The sequence below is a fragment of the bacterium genome (genome assembly GCA_016708025.1).
Classification (GTDB): Bacteria; Zixibacteria; MSB-5A5; order GN15; family FEB-12; genus FEB-12.
The window spans coordinates 232,935-249,839 of the sequence record JADJGQ010000003.1 but is presented as its reverse complement, the minus strand read 5'-3'; the positions used below and the strand labels follow the sequence as shown (position 1 = coordinate 249,839).

The following is a 16,905-nucleotide window of genomic DNA, read 5'->3' as shown; positions in this document are numbered from 1 at the left end:
TTCTCTCTCAAGAGACTGATGGTGTGGCTGTTGGTAATATTGCCAACTGCCTGGGTTGTCTACCTCTTTCTGACTCCCGCCGAACCGAATGAAGTGCTTCTTCGAAGCGCCAAACTGGCATTGGAGACCGCGCGTACCGCAGGCGCTGTTCGCTATTCCGAATCTCTGTTTCGGGATGCCGAAAAGCTGATCAATGCCGGTTGGATGGAGATGTCCTACCAGAACGGACGGCTCGCGCCATTGCGCGATTACGAAAAGTCAGATTCGCTGCTTATGCAGGCGATCAAGACGGCTTCCGAAGCTACGACCAACACCCAGCAATCTTTGTCCGACCTGCGCACCACCGTTCATAATGAACGGCAGGATTTGAAGGATGAGCTGAATTCCTGGCTTCAGGCCCTCAATGGCTCGCTCGCCAAGCTAAGCCTTAACCGATACTGGTCGATGGCGGATCTCAGCGCCAAACAGGCAGACCGTCTCGTGGTCGCCGGGGAATATGCCGATGCCCGCGAAGAGATGGCCCTGAGCCGCACCTGGCTTGCCAAGCTGGCAACCTCGATGGATGAGTACAATGACCAGGACTCACAGTTCCTCAAGGTCTGGCGCCGATGGGTGGCCGAGACAGTGGCAGATTCACGAGCAACCGGTGGGTCGGCGATCATCGTTGATAAGGCCAGACATAAGCTCTTCCTGATCAAAGGCGGAGCGGTTATCCATACGTATAATTGTGAGCTGGGCTATAATGCCGGGCACCAGAAGATGTTCTCCGGCGACGGCGCCACACCGGAAGGGAAATACCGGATATCTGCTTATCGCCCACGGGGTAGCCGGTATTATAAGGCGCTGAATATCAATTATCCGAACGATACGGACCGAAAACGGTTCTCAGATAATAAGTCGAAAGGGATCATCTCCCAGCGAGCGCGGATCGGCGGGCTGATCGAGATCCATGGCCATGGCGGCCAGGGCAAGGATTGGACCGAAGGATGCGTGGCGCTGACCAATAATGAGATGGATCACCTGATGAAGTATGTAGCTAACGGCACGCCGGTGACGATCGTGCGCCGTTCGGATCAGTGGCCATGAAAAAAATTCTGATACTCATTGCTATCCCGGTTCTGCTAATCATCGGCGCGATGGTCTTCCTGAAGATGACCTCGAGCGACGGTATGCATAGCGACCAGACTGTTTTTATTGATTCGACTCTGGCCCAGTTGCCGTCCGAGCAGAAAGCGGCCAAGAAAGAACTGGAAAAGGCGCGCAAGTCGCTCGATAAGCTCAAACCCAAAGGGAAGTATATCGTTATCGATACGCATGCCAACAGGATCGCGATCCGGACCGAGGACTCGATACTGGTCGAAGCCACCTGCTCGACAGGATCGGGAAGCGAGTTGGTAGACTCCCTGACCGGTCGGAAATGGATTTTCAATACGCCGCTCGGCGTTTTTAAGGTCAAAAACAAACTGACCGAGCCCTGGTGGCGCAAACCGGATTGGGCCTTCATCGAAGAGAACGAAGCTATTCCCAAGAATGAAGGGGATCGCCTTGACCCGAACGTGATGGGCGAATATGCCCTCGGTTTCGGTGATGGATTTTTTATTCATGGAACGATCTATCAGCGGTTGCTCGGCATTAACGTGACACATGGATGCGTCCGAGTCGGATCCGACGATCTCAAGAAGATCTACGACCAGACTCCGATAGGGACACCCATTTACATTTTCTAGGACCAGGAATTTATGGGATCATTGAGTAGGCAGATCGTACGCGGCGCACTGCCGGCGCTGATCCTCCTGATGCTTGCGTGCTCAGGTGGAGAGAACGGAAATGGTTCCAACGGCACCGCCTGGAGCGCAGTGAATGCGGAAAGCGAATACCAGATGATCCAGGCGGAGTTGAAACTCTCCGAACTGGAGAAGCCGTATCTGGTGCTCAATTTCGACAAAAAGCAGATCCGCCTGAAGCTCAAGGGAGCAGTGGTTTGGGAATTCCCGGTTAATTTCGAACAGGCCGATCATGACGAGGTGATGAGCTTTGTCGATCATTTCCACGAAGGGCGACGACTCGTCCGGCCGATCACCACTACTCATCTATATGCGTACAAGGAACAGACCCCGGATTCGATTCTCGCGATTATTTCAGAAGTGACCAAATTCGATGCTTCGCTCCTCCAGCGCGAACTACCGGCCCGCTTTGAATTGCACTGGGGAGATCAGGTGATCATGGATATTCGCACGGATGTCGAGGGGAAGCCGGTTGACAAGTTCAAGAATACCATCGTCTCGGTGAGAAACCTGCTGCAGAGCCCGCTGGGAGCCTCGAGCATTATAGTGAAGGTCGATCCGGTGCACGCTATGACACTTTATCGCGTAGCGCAACCGGGGCTGGCGACGATCGTGCTTGCACCGAAGCAGTAAGCGATCAGATCACTGAACTGAACCCGACAGTATCAGCTTGCTTCATCGGATCGGGTGCGTTCGAGCGATAGCTCAAGATAACGCCGGAATCTGAAGAGATCACCACAGACAATCCCTCCTGACGAAACTATCCGTTCTTCAAGGAACGGTGCCCCCGCCCCCCCGACCATCAGATCAGTATTCTCCGGTAGAAGTCTTTTGAGCTGGAGCAATTCATACCCCAGACCGGAATCCTCATGTGGATAAACAACGCTCAGGCCGACCAGACGGGCGGACCGTTTCCGCGCGGCGAGAGCGATCTCTTCCATTGGGAGATTGGGGCCGAGATAGATCACCTGCCATCCAGCCGAGGCGGCTGTTATTGTGGCGATGATAGCGCCAAACTCGTGTAGTTGGCCGGTGGGTGTCGTTATAACCGCAACAGGTGCCACACTGGGTGGTTCGTACGCCTCAACGATATGTGTCAGGAAATTGCGGATCATGACCGAAGCAACATGTTCATTCGCCACACCGATCGTGCCGTCACTCCAGAGATCCCCGATCTTATACAGCAGAGGGATGATCACCTGCTCTATCACCACTTGATGACTATGGTTGGACGCGGCCTGGCTGAGAGCGTTGTCCAGCGAGGTGGCATCAAGCGATTCGATCGCCTTGACAGCATCGTCGACAACCTGAGTCGGTTCGAAAGAAGTTGATTTGCCTGATGAACGCCGCAGAGATCCTCTTCCTCTGAATTGCTGGTCGATCAGCATTTGCTTGAGGATCGCAGTCTCAATTCTCGCCACCATGCTGATAGAATGGCCGGCCGCAACCAATCGGCCAAGCAAGAGGAGTCGTTCAATCTCGTCGGCGGAGTAAAGCCTTCGGTTTGTGGAAGTTCTAGCCGGAGTAACCGCCTGATATCTTCGTTCCCACATCCGAATCAGGTGCGGAGAGAGGCCGGTCTGGCGAGAGACGGCCTTGATTGGATGCCCGTAACTGTTTGACATACGGATAATTAGCGAGTTGCTTTTTTGGTGCGACGATTGGTTTGTTTTTATCTTGAGCGTCATCACCCACATCAAGTATACCCGATGCTACACAAAATATCAACAGCGCAGAGAAGTAAAGCCAGATGCTGGCAATATGCTCCCAAGTGGGATTGATTCACTTATATTGACTGCCGGAAATGGAATGTGAGACGAGGTAACAGTATGAAGAGTATTGACTGGCTCTACTTTCGGCCCGGCTGAGAGAGATGCGACAAAGCGCAGGAGTTTCTTGCGAAACAGAAAGTTGATATCATCGCCCGGACCAGCACCAGGCAGCAATCATTCTCTGAGACTGAAACGAAGAAACTGCTGGTGGGGATTGAAATTCTGATCTCGACCCGGGGAAAGAGTATCGTTACGGTGTATCTCAAACGAGAAAAGCCGGAATGGGGTGATCTGTCCAAACTGATCCTCGGGCCGACAGGGAAGGCGCGTGCTCCATTGGTTCGAAAAGGGAAGACCCTCATTGTCGGATTCAGTCCTGAGGCCTACAGTGAAGTGTTGAAGTAGTTATAGTTTACGTGACACAACTTGAACGCATGACCTTCGGAGCGGAGGTATTCTCCAGAGTGCTGACCGAACCTGATTATTGATAACCAGCCAGCCGGCGGATTGCCTTGACAATTCACGTAGATTTGCTTTGTTCGAGCTGGAAAGGAAGGGCCGGTTGTTCAGAGAAAAACGGTTTCCGCTAGATTGGGAAGCACGCAAGCCAATCACGCACTATCCGGATGAGCCAGTTGAGGTTGCCGGAGAGATTCTCGAGATCGGCCCTGGTCGCGGGGAAATGCTTCTCTGGCTGGCACAGCAGCACCCGGAGAAGCGGTTCGTGGGTATTGAAATGACGTTGGGTCGCTATCGTCGGATCATCCGGCGTGCCGAGCGTATGGGCTTGACCAATATCCGGCTGATCCGCGGCAACGCGCGTGTGGCGGTACCACGCTATTTTAAGAGCTCGACCTTTGAGCGGATCTATGTGTTGTTTCCCGACCCCTGGCCAAAACTACGACACGCGCACCACAGATTGCTGCATGTTGAATTCCTCAACCTTCTCTCATCGCTGATGAAAGATCAGGGTGAACTGATCCTGGCGACCGATCATGCGCCGTATGCGGCATGGGTCGCGGCAAATCTGACGCACGTCCCAACACTGATCAATCTCGGAACACCATTCAGCTACGATTCCGGTCTGATCCCCAATCCGGATCGCACACACTTCGAGAAGAAGTGGCGGCAGGAAGGGAAAGAGATCGTCTTCGTACACGCACAAAAAAAAGCGGCCGATCAGTAAGATCAGCCGCCATTCTCAAATTGTCAGTGAATCAAACTTCTTACATGCCTCCCTCGTGGCAGGCTACACATGCTTCCTTGTCTATGACTGTCTTTCCATGCTCATCGATCGAGTGGCACGTCTGGCAACCAAGTTCAAGATCAGTGACATGCATCGTATGCGGGAGCGACTTCCCGGAATAGGGTACTGTCTCCGGGATCGACTTTCCGTGGCAGAAAGTCATACAGCTATTCTCTTTTTTGGCCGAGTTGGGTATCTCCGGCGCGGTGAATCCTGACCGTACCGATCTAACCGCACTTTGCACCTGTTCACGGCTGGCGGTGACCAGATGCAGGGCGTACCAGACATTGTGCGAAGCGTGGCCGTCGCGGATCAGGTTGAAATTCGTCTCAGCATTGGCAACAGCCGTCTTGACGGCTTCGTTCTTTCCAGCAATCGACATTGCGGATGAGCGCAGTGAGGTCAGGTAGCCCGGAAGTTCCGCGTTCAGCTTCTTCGATCCGTCAATCCAGTTGTCGAACATCAGCTCGCGTCCCTTGCCATGACAGGTGATGCAGGAGGCGCGCTGTGCCTCTTTCCGCTCCTGGTGAGCCAGCGGCTCGCCCTGGGGTGTCGAATGCGTGTGACAGCCGTCGCAGGAGACCTGGGCAAGGAAGTGAGGGCTGGGGATATCGGTCGTATCCGCCCCACCGATTCCCATGTATAGCTGTTTTGGTCCATTGTGCATCCGGACATGGCAATTCTCGCACTGGATCTCCAGCGAACTGACCATCTGGAAATTGCCATGTTTCAGATCGGAGTGACACTGGAAGCAATCGACACCATTCGTGGTGACATGTATCCGGTGGAGATCTTCGCGGCTATGTTGTGTGCGATCGCGCTCAACATGGCAGGCATAGCACTTGCCCTCGGGCACCGAACCATCCCCCTGGACGATTTGCGTGTGACACTGCTTGCAATCAACTCCGGCTTTGATATACGGAGCATGATCAAAAGTGAATCCGCCATGTTCGACCGTGGTGGTCGGCATGCCGTGGCAGGCATCACAGCCGGTGATCGCCTCGCCCTGACCGGCATCCTTGAAATGGCAGACGAAACAGCTTTTATCGTTCACCGTCATATGGGTGGGCGAAACTTCTTCGTCATACTGCACGATCTGATTGTGGCAGGAAGTGCAACGAAGATCCTCACCCCGGAGCGGCTTACTCAGATGGGCCTGGTGATCGAACATGATCCCATTGCGATACTCTTTCAGCGCCGAAAGCGAAGATGACTCGTGGCACTGGAGACAGGCTTCATCCGGGACATTTGATTTCGGTCGGGTCGTATAGGTATTGGTCCAGTAGCGGACAGTCGAGAGCGCGAGTGCGCCGACACCATAGTCGTGACAATCCACACAGGTGACACCGGCATGCGATGAGGCCTCCCAGTGGCGGTAGTACGGCTCCATGTAATGGCAACTGGTACAGAAATCCGCATCCTTCATCTTGAAATGCGTGCCGATCCCGACCAGCAGGATCAGGGCGATGAAACCGCCGATGATCAGCGACAGGATACGAACATGGCGTTGCAGCAGTCGACCAAGGTCGCGAAAGAACTCTCTCATGATCCAGACTCACTGCTTGCGGATTGTTTTTCGGCGCGAAGTTCTACCGCTTTGCGTTCGGCATTCACGATCTCCGCATATTCCAGCGGATGGTGGTGCTTGAGTTCACTTTCGGTCAAGCGCCCGGTCCACCAGACCCAGCTCATCGGGAAAACTTCCGGATTGAAGTGCACATTGTAGAAATGCCAGATGATGATCGCAAGGGTGGCGAGCAACCCTTCATCCGAGTGTGCCTCGCGGGCGATATCAAACAACCCCTTGTTGAACATCTCTTTGAACCAAAGGATCAGCCCGGAACCGATCATGACGACCATGCCCCAGTAGACCGCCCAGTAGTCGAACTTCTCAATGAAAGAAAAACGCCCGAACTTGGGACCGGAGGGCTTACGCCCTATATAGTAGAGAACCGTATGAAACGCATCCTTGGCATCCTGCGGTCGTGGGATCATCAGCCAGAAATCGCGACGACCCATTCTCGAGAAAATGATATATCCCAGATGCCAGGCGCCGACAATGATCAGGCCGACAGCCGCGATCCGGTGAATAAGAGTTGAATTCTGCAATCCCCCAAAAACCGTCACGATCATAAACTTGGAGATGCCGAATTCCGGGAATTTGAGCGGCATGCCGGTCAGGATCAGCAGGATGATCGACGTGAACATCAGCATATGCTGAGCGCGGAAATTCCGTCCAAAGCGGAGGAAAGTCCGTTCTTCAGTCGGTTTGGCATCGACCGGAGTGGTTTTGCTGAACCGCGTGACCAGTTCGCTTAAGGCGACACTGGATTCAAACTGCAGACGCTCGGTGATCTCGCGAGTGCGCTTGTCGATCTCCGCCTGCGGCGTGGCCGGGTCGATATGCGGCTTGGCGGCATCGAGGATCGATCGGGTCAACGACTGAATTATCTGTTCACGCTCGGCTTGAGCGTTCTGGGTACGTTCATCCATAGATTATTTCCCACCGCGCGACTTCTGCGCCCGTCGGAAGAGATCGAGCACGATAAAAACAAACAGCCCGGCCAGCGTAGCGACCGTCAGAATGGTAAAGAACTTCGTTATGTAATAGACCAGGCCGGAATCTTTGTTATGTGGATCGACATGGATCTTCCCGCTGGCGAATTGTACGGTCGCCTCGGGGTGACAGTCTGTCTGACCACACGTCTTGACGATATTGTTCACGTTGATCGAGGACTTCGGGTCGTCCTGCGGTCGGATATCATGAAAACTGTGGCAGGAAGCACAATTGGCGACCGTCCGGCTTTCCATCTGGTGGGCGATGCCGTGAAAGGAATCCTCGAATGTCGCGGTCCGATCGGATTTAATGCCGTACTTGGTGGCCACGCCCATCGGGCCGTGGCACTCGCCGCAGGTCTGCGAAACATGGGAGGCGGAAACCTGCGAGGTGGTGTCGCTTGGACGACGGATATTGTGTTCACCGTGGCAATTGGCGCAATCGGGCGAATCCATGACGCTGTCCTGCAACAGGGCGACGCCATGAACAGATTCCCGGTAGGTGGCGTAGATCTCGATATGACAGCTCCCGCAATTTTTCGGGCGGTTCTTTTTCGCCATCCGCGAATCAGGGGAGTCATGCTTCTGAACATCATGCGCGCCGTGGCAATCCTGGCAGATCGGCGCCTTTGGATTCCCTTTCATCACCTCCTGGCCATGCACCGACTGGGCATACTGATCGTAGAGCTCGCCTTGTGGTGCTCCGACCGGATTGCCGGAATAGTGACAGCGCCTGCAGTTGACCTGCTCGAGCCGCTTGGCATGGGGGATTGTGGTGATATCAACGTGACAATCGGTGCAGAGCCGACTGGAATGCGCTGAATGACCGATGATCGTCGTGTCGACAAACAGACTTATCTTGCGGCCGGTCTCTTCGACGCGCGAAAAATCCGGTTTTCCGTGGCAGATGAGGCAGCGCTCCATCGCCGCAACCTGGCTGCCGATAGCCAGGAACAGTAGTATGAGTAGGATTTGCAATCGCATGTCGTTTACTTACTCCACCCGTTTGATGCGACGTTTGTATTCCAGGACCCGGTAAACGATAAATGCCAATATCAGAATTGAGATGAACCAGATATAAAACTGGCGGACATACCATTCGCCGCCTGACTCCTTTTCATCGGCCGACTCATGGACTTGCGCGGAGGCAAAGCTGGCCGGAAGATCGGTATGACAATTGCCACAGGTCGCCTCAATATTGGCCGCGTTGATCATCGAGCGGGAATCTGCCTGCGGATAGATATTGTGCACCCCGTGACAGGAGGCGCAGTTGGCGACGCGGGTATCGCCGAATTCTGTCCCGACTCCATGGAATGATTCTTTGAAAGTCGCGATCCGGTCGGCCTTCAGGCCGAACTTGGCGACGACTTTCTCTGCCGCGTGACAGTCCGAGCAGGTCTTGGAGATCGCGGTTGCAAAGACCCGTGACTCCGGATCCAGGTGCGGCTTGATATTGTGTTCACCATGACAGTTCGTGCAGGTGGGGGATTCCGTCACGCCAGAACCGAGCGCGGTGCCATGGACCGATTGCACATATTCAGCCTGAATATCACCATGGCAGCGGCCACAGGTGGCCGCAATGTGAGTTTTGTATACCGGCGAATCAGGATCGTCCGAAGCAAGGGTGCTGTGACTGCCGTGACAGTCGATACAAGCCGGCGCTTTCTCCGAACCATGCTGCATCAGTGCCTGGCCATGCACCGAATTTTCATACGATTTGATCACTGACGCTTTGGGGAGTTGTTGAAGTTGATCGGTCAACTGCTGATCTTCGTGGCACTGGATACAGATCTTAACCGAATTCAGATGACTGGTGCGCGAATTCGGATCGCTGTGCGGAAGGATCGCATGGCCGCCGTGGCAGGTGATACAGGTCGGAAGCTTCTCTATATTCGCTTTCCGCCCTTCCACGTGGGGAGACTTGTTGAATCCCGCGGCCTCCTGCTCGTGGCACTTCGCGCAGTAGACGACCCGATTGCCGGCATGGTTGACTTTTGGATCGACCGCGTGGCAATCCGTGCAGGTCAGTGAGGCATGGATCGATCCGGTTAGTGCCGCCGGATCAACCGCCTGGGCCTTTCCTTTTGCCATTCCCGGTCCATGACAGACAAGGCAGGCATCCTGTTGCGCCATGGCGACGGCGGCGAACAGGAAGAGGAGAACCAATGTGAGAGCGAAGTTTCGAGTCATTGCTTGTCTCCCAAGGCGTGACTACGATATTTTTTTCACAAACTCGCCTAAATATATCGTCTTTTCATGTCCGGTCAATTCTTTTTCGCGGTTTTTTGGACAAATCGCTCCCTGTTGCATGACACTAACGATTGCCAGAAAAGAGGTTGAATTGATACCATATAGATGGTAATAATTCCCCAAGAGAAATACCTTCCGAATGAGTATAATTTTCAATCGGACCGTAGAGCACTAGACATGGGTTCTTATTAATGTAGAGGATATATGCGCAGACTACTGATCCTTATGGCCGCGACGGTGATTCCATTCACCGCATGCAGTTCTGACCAGACCCAGCAGGTTCGCCCGCCTGACACACCGCAAACCGGCTCGCTTGAGGTTGCTTATCCGAATCTGACCTTTGAGCGTCCGCTCTGGTTCGGTCATGCCGGGGATAACAGCGGCAGAGTGTTTGTGATAGAACAGGCCGGGCTGATACTGGTTTTTGATTCCGCGAATGCGACGGCAGTCGTCGATACATTTTTGGATATTCGCGTGCCGGTCAACGATGGCGGCAATGAGGAAGGTCTGCTTGGGCTGGCGTTTCATCCCGATTTCGAAACAAATGGTTTCTTCTATGTCAACTACACCGCATCCAGTCCGCGGCGAACGATCGTGAGCCGGTTCACTGCCTCACCTTCCAGTTCAAACAATGTTGATGAAGCGACGGAGATTCCCATCCTGACTTTTGACCAGCCGTACTCCAATCACAACGGCGGATGTTTGCAGTTTGGTCCGGATGGGTATCTATATATCGCGACGGGCGATGGCGGCTCCGGCGGTGATCCACACGACAATGGACAGAACAGACGAACTCTGCTCGGCAAGATACTCCGTATCGATATCAACTCTGCCGAAGACGGCAATCAGTACGCCATCCCCGATGATAATCCGTTCGCCAATGCGACTGATAGCTCGCGCCCGGAGATTTTCGCGTACGGTTTGCGCAATCCCTGGCGGTTCAGTTTTGACCCGGCCAATGGACGGCTCTGGGCCGCCGATGTCGGCCAGAATGCGATTGAAGAGATCGACATCATCGAGAGCGGGAAAAATTACGGATGGTCCGTCATGGAGGGGAATGACTGCTTTAAGCCGGACTCCGGCTGTGACACCACCGGCCTCGTGCGACCGATCTTTCAGTATACGCATGCCGATGGCCAGTCGGTGACGGGGGGGTATGTCTATCGCGGCGCCAAAGTCCCTGGGTTGGTTGGGAGATATCTTTTTGCTGATTTTGTCTCCGGCCGCATCTGGTCACTGCATTATACGCCGGGCCAACCGGCCTCGGTTACGCAACTTCCTAAAACAAGTCTGATGATATCGTCGTTTGGCGTTGATGCCGAGGGAGAGTTGTATGTGACGTCATTTGACGGGAAGTTGTATCGGTTTGGGGAGTGAGGGGTGATTAATCCGTTCTGTGCTTGAATGCAATCTTCGAATCACTTATACTGAATAAATGTTGGGAATTTGAGCCTTAAGTCACAAAGAATGTTATAGGGGGATATGACAATCATGAACTCTGTATTTGCAGTGCCTTCTACTTTGCGACCAAGCTTTCTTGCGGTCGCATTGGGAATTGTCCTGCTCCTTTCTTTTGAGTCAATGGCTTCAGATAGCTCACTGACCTTTATTGGCCAGATTCAATCTAACCCCGGATCATTGCACAGCGAGTTTTTTACAGTTCAGATGTTTACGATCAGCTCTTCTGGTACGTTGGATAGTATCTGGAGCACTGAAGATGCGTGGATTTCATTAGTAAGAGTGTTTCCCGAAGTCAACAGCTTGCTCATTGAGCAAGCTTTCTCAAACCCCAGTGGACTCCGCGTTATCTCTCTATCCGACATGGTTGAAGTTGCGAATATTGATCTGTCACATGAGGCGTCCGTTGTGGCTATTCGGCAGTATGCGAATGGGCAAGTGTTCGGGCAGATTGCCTTCGATTTGATGAGCCGAAATGATAATAGAGAGCGGTCAATTGTTCGCATTTCGCCCTCTCGAGTGACTTCTGATGTTTCGCCAAGCACGGAGCAGTTGGATGGTGAACTCAGGTTGGCCGGATTGACAAACTTCAACTCTTATCAGGACTGTATTCCCTTTTTGAGTGTAACGCAGCCCTCGTTGCATCCGACAATTGACTCTTCCGGAATTTGCCTCAAGGCGTTTCCGGTTCCTGACAGTGTTATCAGCTTCAAGGATTCGCGAGCATGGATTCTTTTTGCGCACGAACCTGCCTTTCTAGCACTGCGCTCAGCATCCAATGGTACCCGCGAGGAATCGGAAATCCTAATCTACTCTCGACTGGACAACACTTGGAGCTCGGTTCTGGTACCAGGAGACGCCAACAGTGTCTGGACTATCAACGGGTGGATTGCGGGCCAAGTCAGGTATGCCAACCCTAACAACTCCTACACAACACAGCCAGATTATCCACCTGAGAAGGGCGCTTCGGACTTCTTGCTCAATCCTCTTACCCTAAAACTAGTATCATTCAAAATGACTTCACGCGGTGAGATTCTTTGGGTGGATTCAGATACAGTCTATTATCGTTCCGGTACAAGTCTCTTCAAAGCGCGAATTGGAGAGAAAGACTTGGTTGACCAAGAGCTCATCCTGACCGACCCAAGAGTTGAGGATATCCATTGGGCTTTCCGCAGAAAGAGCGTGATCGAGTAGCGGCCTGTCAGCTCTATTGGACGATTTCATATCTCTGAAGATGATGAAACTGCAACGGGCGGTCGTGAAGGCGACCGCCCGTCGTTTCTTGAATGAGAATGCGTGAAAGAGGGATGCTTTACACCGCGCCGTTGCCGTTCGTATCCACCAGCCCATCCTTGAGCTTAAAGACCCGTCCCGTCTGGCGCGCGATATTCATATCATGCGTGATCATGATGATCGTTTTCCCCGACTCCCATAATTCATGAAAAAGCTGGACAATCCCGCCGCCCGACTTGGTGTCCAGGTTGCCGGTCGGTTCATCGGCAAGAATAATATCCGGTTCGTTTGCCAGTGCACGGGCGATCGCCACGCGCTGCATTTCACCACCCGACATCTCGGTCGGCTTATTGGCGATTTTGTCCGCCAGGCCGACTTTTGACAAGAGGTGCATGATCCGCTCTTTGCGCTGCTTGTTGTTCACCTTGGCAAACAACAACGGAACCTCGACATTTTCATACGCTGTCGCATAGGGGAGCAGGTTAAACGCTTGGAAAACGAAGCCGATCTTCTTGTTTCGAATATCTGCCAGTTGATTTCCGTTCAGCCGATTGACGATCTGGCCATCGAGATTATACTCGCCGCTGGTCGGGATATCGAGACAGCCGATGATATTCATCATGGTTGATTTACCGGAGCCGGAGGGTCCGACGATCGCAAGGAACTCGCCGCGTTTGACATTGAAATCAACTCCCTTGAGCGCCTCAAAAGTCACCTTGCCGGTGGTGTAGGCCTTGCGAACATTGGTCATTTCGATAACGGAATCGACTCCGACCGTCTTGCCGGTCGCGGACAACATCTGGTTACTCATAGCGTAATGACTCCACTGGACTGACCGAGGCGGCTTTCATGGCAGGGAAGAGCCCGGCCATGATCCCCATGATACCCAGGATCGCGACCACCACGAGACCAATGTCCCATGAAATGGTGGGGCGTCCCATAAAGGCGAGTACTTCGGACTGTATGTCGATACTTTTGAATCCTTCAGTGATAGCGATTGAAATGAACATCCCCAGAAATCCTCCGGTGAAGGTGATCAGAATCGCCTCAAGGAGGAACTGGGTCAGGATGTAGCTTTTGCGCGCGCCGACCGCCATCTTGATGCCGATCTCACGCGTCCGCTCTTTGATCGACACATACATGATGTTGGCGACACCCACCGCCGCGATGAGCAGGGTCAGACCGCCGATGATCCCGAGAAAGATCTTGATTCCCATCATGACGTTATCTGTCTCGCGCTGATTTTCGGCGACATCCCAGATGCCGAGCGCACGTTCATCCTTCGGGTCAAATTTGTATTTCTGCCCCAGGACTTCGTATACTCGTTTTTCAACATCCTTCATCTGGCTGACTTCTTTGGGCATGTAGATGATGTTGTCGAGGTACGGATCACCGAAGATAGCTTCGAAAGTTGTCGCCGGGATAGACGCTTTGTCGGCATCCATACCGGAATAACTGTTCATCTGCATTTTGTGTATCTGAACACCTACCACGGTAAACGGGATGCCATTGATGAGGAGCTGTTTGCCGATCGCTTCCTGCTGGATCCGTTTTGCTTCGGGGCTTTCCTGGAACCAGAGCTCATCATTAGAAGGTTTGTCTGAGAAGAGTCGCTCGGCCAATTTGTTGCCGAGGAAAACGACTCGACGCTTGTATTGCATATCAAGTTCATTGATCATCCGGCCGCCGATCGCCGGGATATGATTGCGCATCTCTTTATAATTCGGGGAGATGCCGTTGACATGCTCGCTGACGATCTTATCGCCGTACTTGAGCGAGGTTCCCCAGCGATGATATTCGCCGCCGACCTCTTTCAATTCCGGGATCTTGGATTTCAGGTAGTCGACATCTTCGGGCACAAATCGGATCGGTCTTCCCTTTCCCATTCCTTTGAAGGGGAGCGAGGTCTGGCCGGGCCAGAGCACGGAGATCCCTTCACCCATCCCTTTGCCATTGACCGACATTTGGTAGGAGAGTCCTTCACCAAAGCCGAGGAGCAGCATGATGGAGATCGTTCCCCAGCAGAGTGCCACGATCGTGAGGGTGATCCGCTTTTTCTGCTTTCTGAAATCGCGTACGAAGACATTGTAAATAGTCGACCACTGCATAGCTACCTCAGAAAAGCTTGAGCGCCTGGACCGGTTGCAGGTTGGAGGCACGGCGTGCCGGGAAAATACCGGCGATCAGGCCGACAATACCAAGCAGGATTGTGACCATCACACCCCCCAGGATATTCACTCTTGGCGTCCCGATATACTCTTCCAGATTGAGCGCGGGGAAGACGGTGACGATGGCAAATGCGAAGAGGAATCCCATGATGCCGCCGATCGCCGTGATCATCAGTGTTTCCACGATAAACTGCCACATGACGTAACTTTTACGGGCGCCCAGCGCCATCTTAATACCGATCTCTTTAGTGCGCTCTTCGAGAACCACATTCATGATATTGCTTACCCCAATCCCGCCGGTGATCAACGTGGCAACGCCGATGCCGACCAGGAACCATTGGAAGGCGCCGAAGAAGTTATTCATGAATTCGAGACCTTCGGTGACATCCCAAACCGAGAGCGCTTCGCGGTCGGTCGGATCGAAGCGATACTTGGCGCCAAGGATGGAGAGAATCTCTTCGCGAGATTTCTTCATCGTTTCTTCGGGCTTGCACTGCACCACCATGTTGTTCGGATAGCGGCGCGAATACATCGTGTTGAATGTCGAGGCAGGGATAAATGCCTTCTGGGCATCGCGGCCGTTATAGGAGCTATCTTGACGTTTCGGCTTCATGATCCCGACAACCGTGAACGGTACACCATTGACCAGCACCTGCTGACCGACCGCTTTCTTGGCGGTTGAAACCGCCATGCTGTCATCGCGGTCCGTAACGCCTCCGGTCAGCGTGCCACCCGCAAAGAGCTGATCGGCGAGGCGGTCACCCAGGAAAATGACGCGTCGACGCTGAGCCTCATCCTGGTCGTTCAGCCAGCGAGTACCTTCGAGAGCTATCAGGTTTCGCATCTCGCCGAATTCCGGCCAAACCCCGATGATATTCTTGATCTGATTGAGTCGTCCAACCTTGATGCTGACATTCCATTTGGAGAACTCGGGAGAGATCCGGTCAATCGTGATCGCTTTCGATTTGATCAGCTTGGCATCATCCTCGGTGAACCGAATCTCGCGACCGCGCGGCAATCCCTTGTAATCCTTGGCCGTGATACCCGGCCAGAAGATGCCGATATTTTCGCCCATCCCCTTCTGGGATTCGATCTGATTTTCCCGGATCCCCTGTCCAAAGGCGAACAGCAGGACGATTGAGCAGGTCCCCCAGAAGATCCCGAAAGTCGTCATCGCCGTGCGGAGTTTTTGCCTCCGCATATCATTGAAGAACTGGCGAATGGTGTGCAACGGCATCATAATCTCAACTCCAGCCCTTAGTCAGCGGTGATCTCTTTGGGGGGACGTTCAACCACCAGGTCGCCATCTTTGAGTCCTTCGGTCACCTCAAGATTGATCCCATCCGAGAGACCGGTCTTGATCGTCAGCGAAGTAACTGTGCCGATAGAGTCCTTCACCTCTACTGTCGCAACAGAGTCCTGGAATTTGACCAGGCGCTCCGGGATCAGGAGGATTGAATCCTTCTTGGTGATGATCACATCGGCGTTGGCGGAGTAACCGGCGCGCAGGAACTGACCGTTGGTATTGCTGATGGAGATCTCAACCTCGAACAGGGTCGAGCCTTCCTCTTTGTGCGCCTTGGGAGAGATTTTCTCCAGTCTTCCCTGGATCTTCTGATTCGGGATCGCGCCGATCTCGATCTCAACCGGCATGCCGATCGTCAGTTTGCCGACATCGATCTCGTCGACATTCCCCTTGAATACGAGATCTTCCATATAGGCGATCGTCATCAAGGTCGTGCCGGCCTGGTATGACGTCAGCGGGACAACCGGGTCACCCTCTTCGAGATCGACCGAGAGGATCGTCCCATTGACGGTCGAGCGGATAATATTCTCAACCTTGCGATCGGCTACCGAGGTTTTGCCGGTCTCGATCAGCGCGAGTCGCTCTTTGGCGAGGTCGAGGCGAAGCTGCGCTTCGTCATGCTTGGCGCGCTCCAGATCATATTCCTGATGGGAGATGAGCTGTTTGTCTTTGAGAGAGAGCGAGCGGTCATATTCGCGTTTGCGGTTGTCGAATTCGACCTGCGCAAGTTCCACCTGGCGCTTGGCCTCGGCGAATTCCAGCGGCGTCGGATCCGGAGCGATATCGAACAGTGCTTCGCCCACCACTACCTGGTCGCCGATCTCTTTGTAACGCTTTTTGATGAGTCCGGAGATCTTGGACTTAACTTCGATCTCTTTTTTGGGTTCGATCTTCCCGACCGCGAGGGCTTTGTCGACGATGGTGCCGCGGGAAACGGCGACTGTTTTGAGGTCATCTTCCTTCTTGGCCGAGCCGTCTTTGGCGAAAAACAGGACGACGACAACAGCAACAGCGAGGAGGATACCTCCCAGGACAATTTTCTTAACCATGCCAGGCTTCTCCGCAAAGGGTTGCGTTCCGACAAGAACGTGGGGCTATCTGGTTAGAGTACGGGCTGGCGGCGAGAATGTTT

General features: G+C 53.5%; 16 protein-coding genes. 7 read left to right on the top strand and 9 right to left on the bottom strand.

The genetic code is table 11. The features are described 5' to 3' along the window. Positions 1-18 precede the first annotated feature (18 nt). Genes IPH75_12345 through IPH75_12335 form a run of 3 tightly spaced genes read left to right on the top strand, consistent with a single transcriptional unit; the run spans position 19 to position 2,417 of the window. On the top strand, positions 19-1,086 hold the full coding sequence (locus IPH75_12345) for a L,D-transpeptidase (protein MBK7142859.1): 1,068 nt from the start codon (positions 19-21) through the stop codon (positions 1,084-1,086). Continuing rightward, a complete protein-coding gene (locus tag IPH75_12340; protein MBK7142858.1) occupies positions 1,083-1,727 on the top strand; it encodes a L,D-transpeptidase in 645 nt (214 codons plus the stop codon). The genes IPH75_12345 and IPH75_12340 overlap by 4 nt, the downstream gene beginning before the upstream one ends. Positions 1,728-1,748: 21 nt before the next feature. After that, positions 1,749-2,417: a hypothetical protein gene (locus IPH75_12335; protein MBK7142857.1), complete on the top strand. Its 669-nt coding sequence runs from the start codon at positions 1,749-1,751 to the stop codon at positions 2,415-2,417. Between the two features lie 32 nt (positions 2,418-2,449). Here IPH75_12335 and IPH75_12330 read toward each other — a convergent pair whose 3' ends face one another. Further along, on the bottom strand, positions 2,450-3,409 hold the full coding sequence (locus IPH75_12330) for a MerR family transcriptional regulator (GenBank protein MBK7142856.1): 960 nt from the start codon (positions 3,407-3,409) through the stop codon (positions 2,450-2,452). A gap of 354 nt (positions 3,410-3,763) precedes the next feature. On the opposite strand from IPH75_12330, the gene IPH75_12325 reads away from it, so the two are divergent. Beyond that, positions 3,764-3,961 carry a hypothetical protein gene (locus tag IPH75_12325; protein MBK7142855.1) on the top strand — a complete coding sequence of 66 codons (198 nt, stop codon included), beginning with the start codon at positions 3,764-3,766 and terminating at the stop codon, positions 3,959-3,961. A 157-nt stretch (positions 3,962-4,118) separates the two neighbouring features. Beyond that, positions 4,119-4,742 carry a tRNA (guanosine(46)-N7)-methyltransferase TrmB gene (gene trmB, locus IPH75_12320; protein ID MBK7142854.1) on the top strand — a complete coding sequence of 208 codons (624 nt, stop codon included), beginning with the start codon at positions 4,119-4,121 and terminating at the stop codon, positions 4,740-4,742. Between the two features lie 40 nt (positions 4,743-4,782). Here trmB and IPH75_12315 read toward each other — a convergent pair whose 3' ends face one another. Genes IPH75_12315 through IPH75_12300 form a run of 4 tightly spaced genes read right to left on the bottom strand, consistent with a single transcriptional unit; the run spans position 4,783 to position 9,548 of the window. Next, entirely contained in the window at positions 4,783-6,348 is a 1,566-nt protein-coding gene (locus IPH75_12315; GenBank protein MBK7142853.1) for a NapC/NirT family cytochrome c, read from the bottom strand. Further along, positions 6,345-7,295 carry a cytochrome b/b6 domain-containing protein gene (locus IPH75_12310; protein MBK7142852.1) on the bottom strand — a complete coding sequence of 317 codons (951 nt, stop codon included), beginning with the start codon at positions 7,293-7,295 and terminating at the stop codon, positions 6,345-6,347. Before IPH75_12310 ends, IPH75_12315 begins: the two co-directional genes overlap by 4 nt. A 3-nt stretch (positions 7,296-7,298) precedes the next feature. Continuing rightward, positions 7,299-8,342, bottom strand: a complete 1,044-nt coding sequence (locus tag IPH75_12305; GenBank protein MBK7142851.1) for a hypothetical protein — start codon at positions 8,340-8,342, stop codon at positions 7,299-7,301. A gap of 9 nt (positions 8,343-8,351) precedes the next feature. Beyond that, a complete protein-coding gene (locus IPH75_12300; protein MBK7142850.1) occupies positions 8,352-9,548 on the bottom strand; it encodes a cytochrome c3 family protein in 1,197 nt (398 codons plus the stop codon). A 264-nt stretch (positions 9,549-9,812) separates the two neighbouring features. Between IPH75_12300 and IPH75_12295 the strand changes: the two genes are divergently transcribed. Together IPH75_12295 and IPH75_12290 are read left to right on the top strand one after the other, a co-directional pair. Then, positions 9,813-10,985 (top strand): PQQ-dependent sugar dehydrogenase, encoded by a 1,173-nt coding sequence (locus IPH75_12295; protein MBK7142849.1) that lies wholly within the window; start codon positions 9,813-9,815, stop codon positions 10,983-10,985. A gap of 114 nt (positions 10,986-11,099) precedes the next feature. Beyond that, a complete protein-coding gene (locus IPH75_12290; GenBank protein ID MBK7142848.1) occupies positions 11,100-12,260 on the top strand; it encodes a hypothetical protein in 1,161 nt (386 codons plus the stop codon). Positions 12,261-12,378: 118 nt separating this feature from the next. On the opposite strand, the gene IPH75_12285 is transcribed toward IPH75_12290, so the two are convergent. From IPH75_12285 to IPH75_12270, 4 genes are read right to left on the bottom strand one after another with little or no spacing between them, the layout of a single operon-like run. Further along, entirely contained in the window at positions 12,379-13,110 is a 732-nt protein-coding gene (locus IPH75_12285; protein ID MBK7142847.1) for an ABC transporter ATP-binding protein, read from the bottom strand. Further along, the gene (locus IPH75_12280) at positions 13,103-14,407 is read right to left on the bottom strand and encodes an ABC transporter permease (protein ID MBK7142846.1); all 1,305 of its coding nucleotides are present in this window, start codon (positions 14,405-14,407) and stop codon (positions 13,103-13,105) included. The genes IPH75_12285 and IPH75_12280 overlap by 8 nt, the downstream gene beginning before the upstream one ends. A gap of 7 nt (positions 14,408-14,414) precedes the next feature. Further along, complete coding sequence (locus IPH75_12275) at positions 14,415-15,707, bottom strand: ABC transporter permease (GenBank protein ID MBK7142845.1); 1,293 nt, start codon at positions 15,705-15,707, stop codon at positions 14,415-14,417. 17 nt (positions 15,708-15,724) lie between these two features. Next, positions 15,725-16,822 (bottom strand): efflux RND transporter periplasmic adaptor subunit, encoded by a 1,098-nt coding sequence (locus tag IPH75_12270; GenBank protein MBK7142844.1) that lies wholly within the window; start codon positions 16,820-16,822, stop codon positions 15,725-15,727. Between the last annotated feature and the right edge of the window lie 83 nt (positions 16,823-16,905).

Coding starts and splice junctions, on each gene's coding strand:
- IPH75_12345 (MBK7142859.1), top strand. CDS start 19: ATGGTGTGGCTGTTGGTAATATTGCCAACTGCCTGGGTTGTCTACCTC.
- IPH75_12305 (MBK7142851.1), bottom strand. CDS start 8,342: ATGCGATTGCAAATCCTACTCATACTACTGTTCCTGGCTATCGGCAGC.
- IPH75_12270 (MBK7142844.1), bottom strand. CDS start 16,822: ATGGTTAAGAAAATTGTCCTGGGAGGTATCCTCCTCGCTGTTGCTGTT.
- IPH75_12340 (MBK7142858.1), top strand. CDS start 1,083: ATGAAAAAAATTCTGATACTCATTGCTATCCCGGTTCTGCTAATCATC.
- IPH75_12295 (MBK7142849.1), top strand. CDS start 9,813: ATGCGCAGACTACTGATCCTTATGGCCGCGACGGTGATTCCATTCACC.
- IPH75_12330 (MBK7142856.1), bottom strand. CDS start 3,409: ATGTCAAACAGTTACGGGCATCCAATCAAGGCCGTCTCTCGCCAGACC.
- IPH75_12310 (MBK7142852.1), bottom strand. CDS start 7,295: ATGGATGAACGTACCCAGAACGCTCAAGCCGAGCGTGAACAGATAATT.
- IPH75_12275 (MBK7142845.1), bottom strand. CDS start 15,707: ATGATGCCGTTGCACACCATTCGCCAGTTCTTCAATGATATGCGGAGG.
- IPH75_12315 (MBK7142853.1), bottom strand. CDS start 6,348: ATGAGAGAGTTCTTTCGCGACCTTGGTCGACTGCTGCAACGCCATGTT.
- IPH75_12280 (MBK7142846.1), bottom strand. CDS start 14,407: ATGCAGTGGTCGACTATTTACAATGTCTTCGTACGCGATTTCAGAAAG.
- IPH75_12300 (MBK7142850.1), bottom strand. CDS start 9,548: ATGACTCGAAACTTCGCTCTCACATTGGTTCTCCTCTTCCTGTTCGCC.
- IPH75_12285 (MBK7142847.1), bottom strand. CDS start 13,110: ATGAGTAACCAGATGTTGTCCGCGACCGGCAAGACGGTCGGAGTCGAT.
- IPH75_12290 (MBK7142848.1), top strand. CDS start 11,100: ATGAACTCTGTATTTGCAGTGCCTTCTACTTTGCGACCAAGCTTTCTT.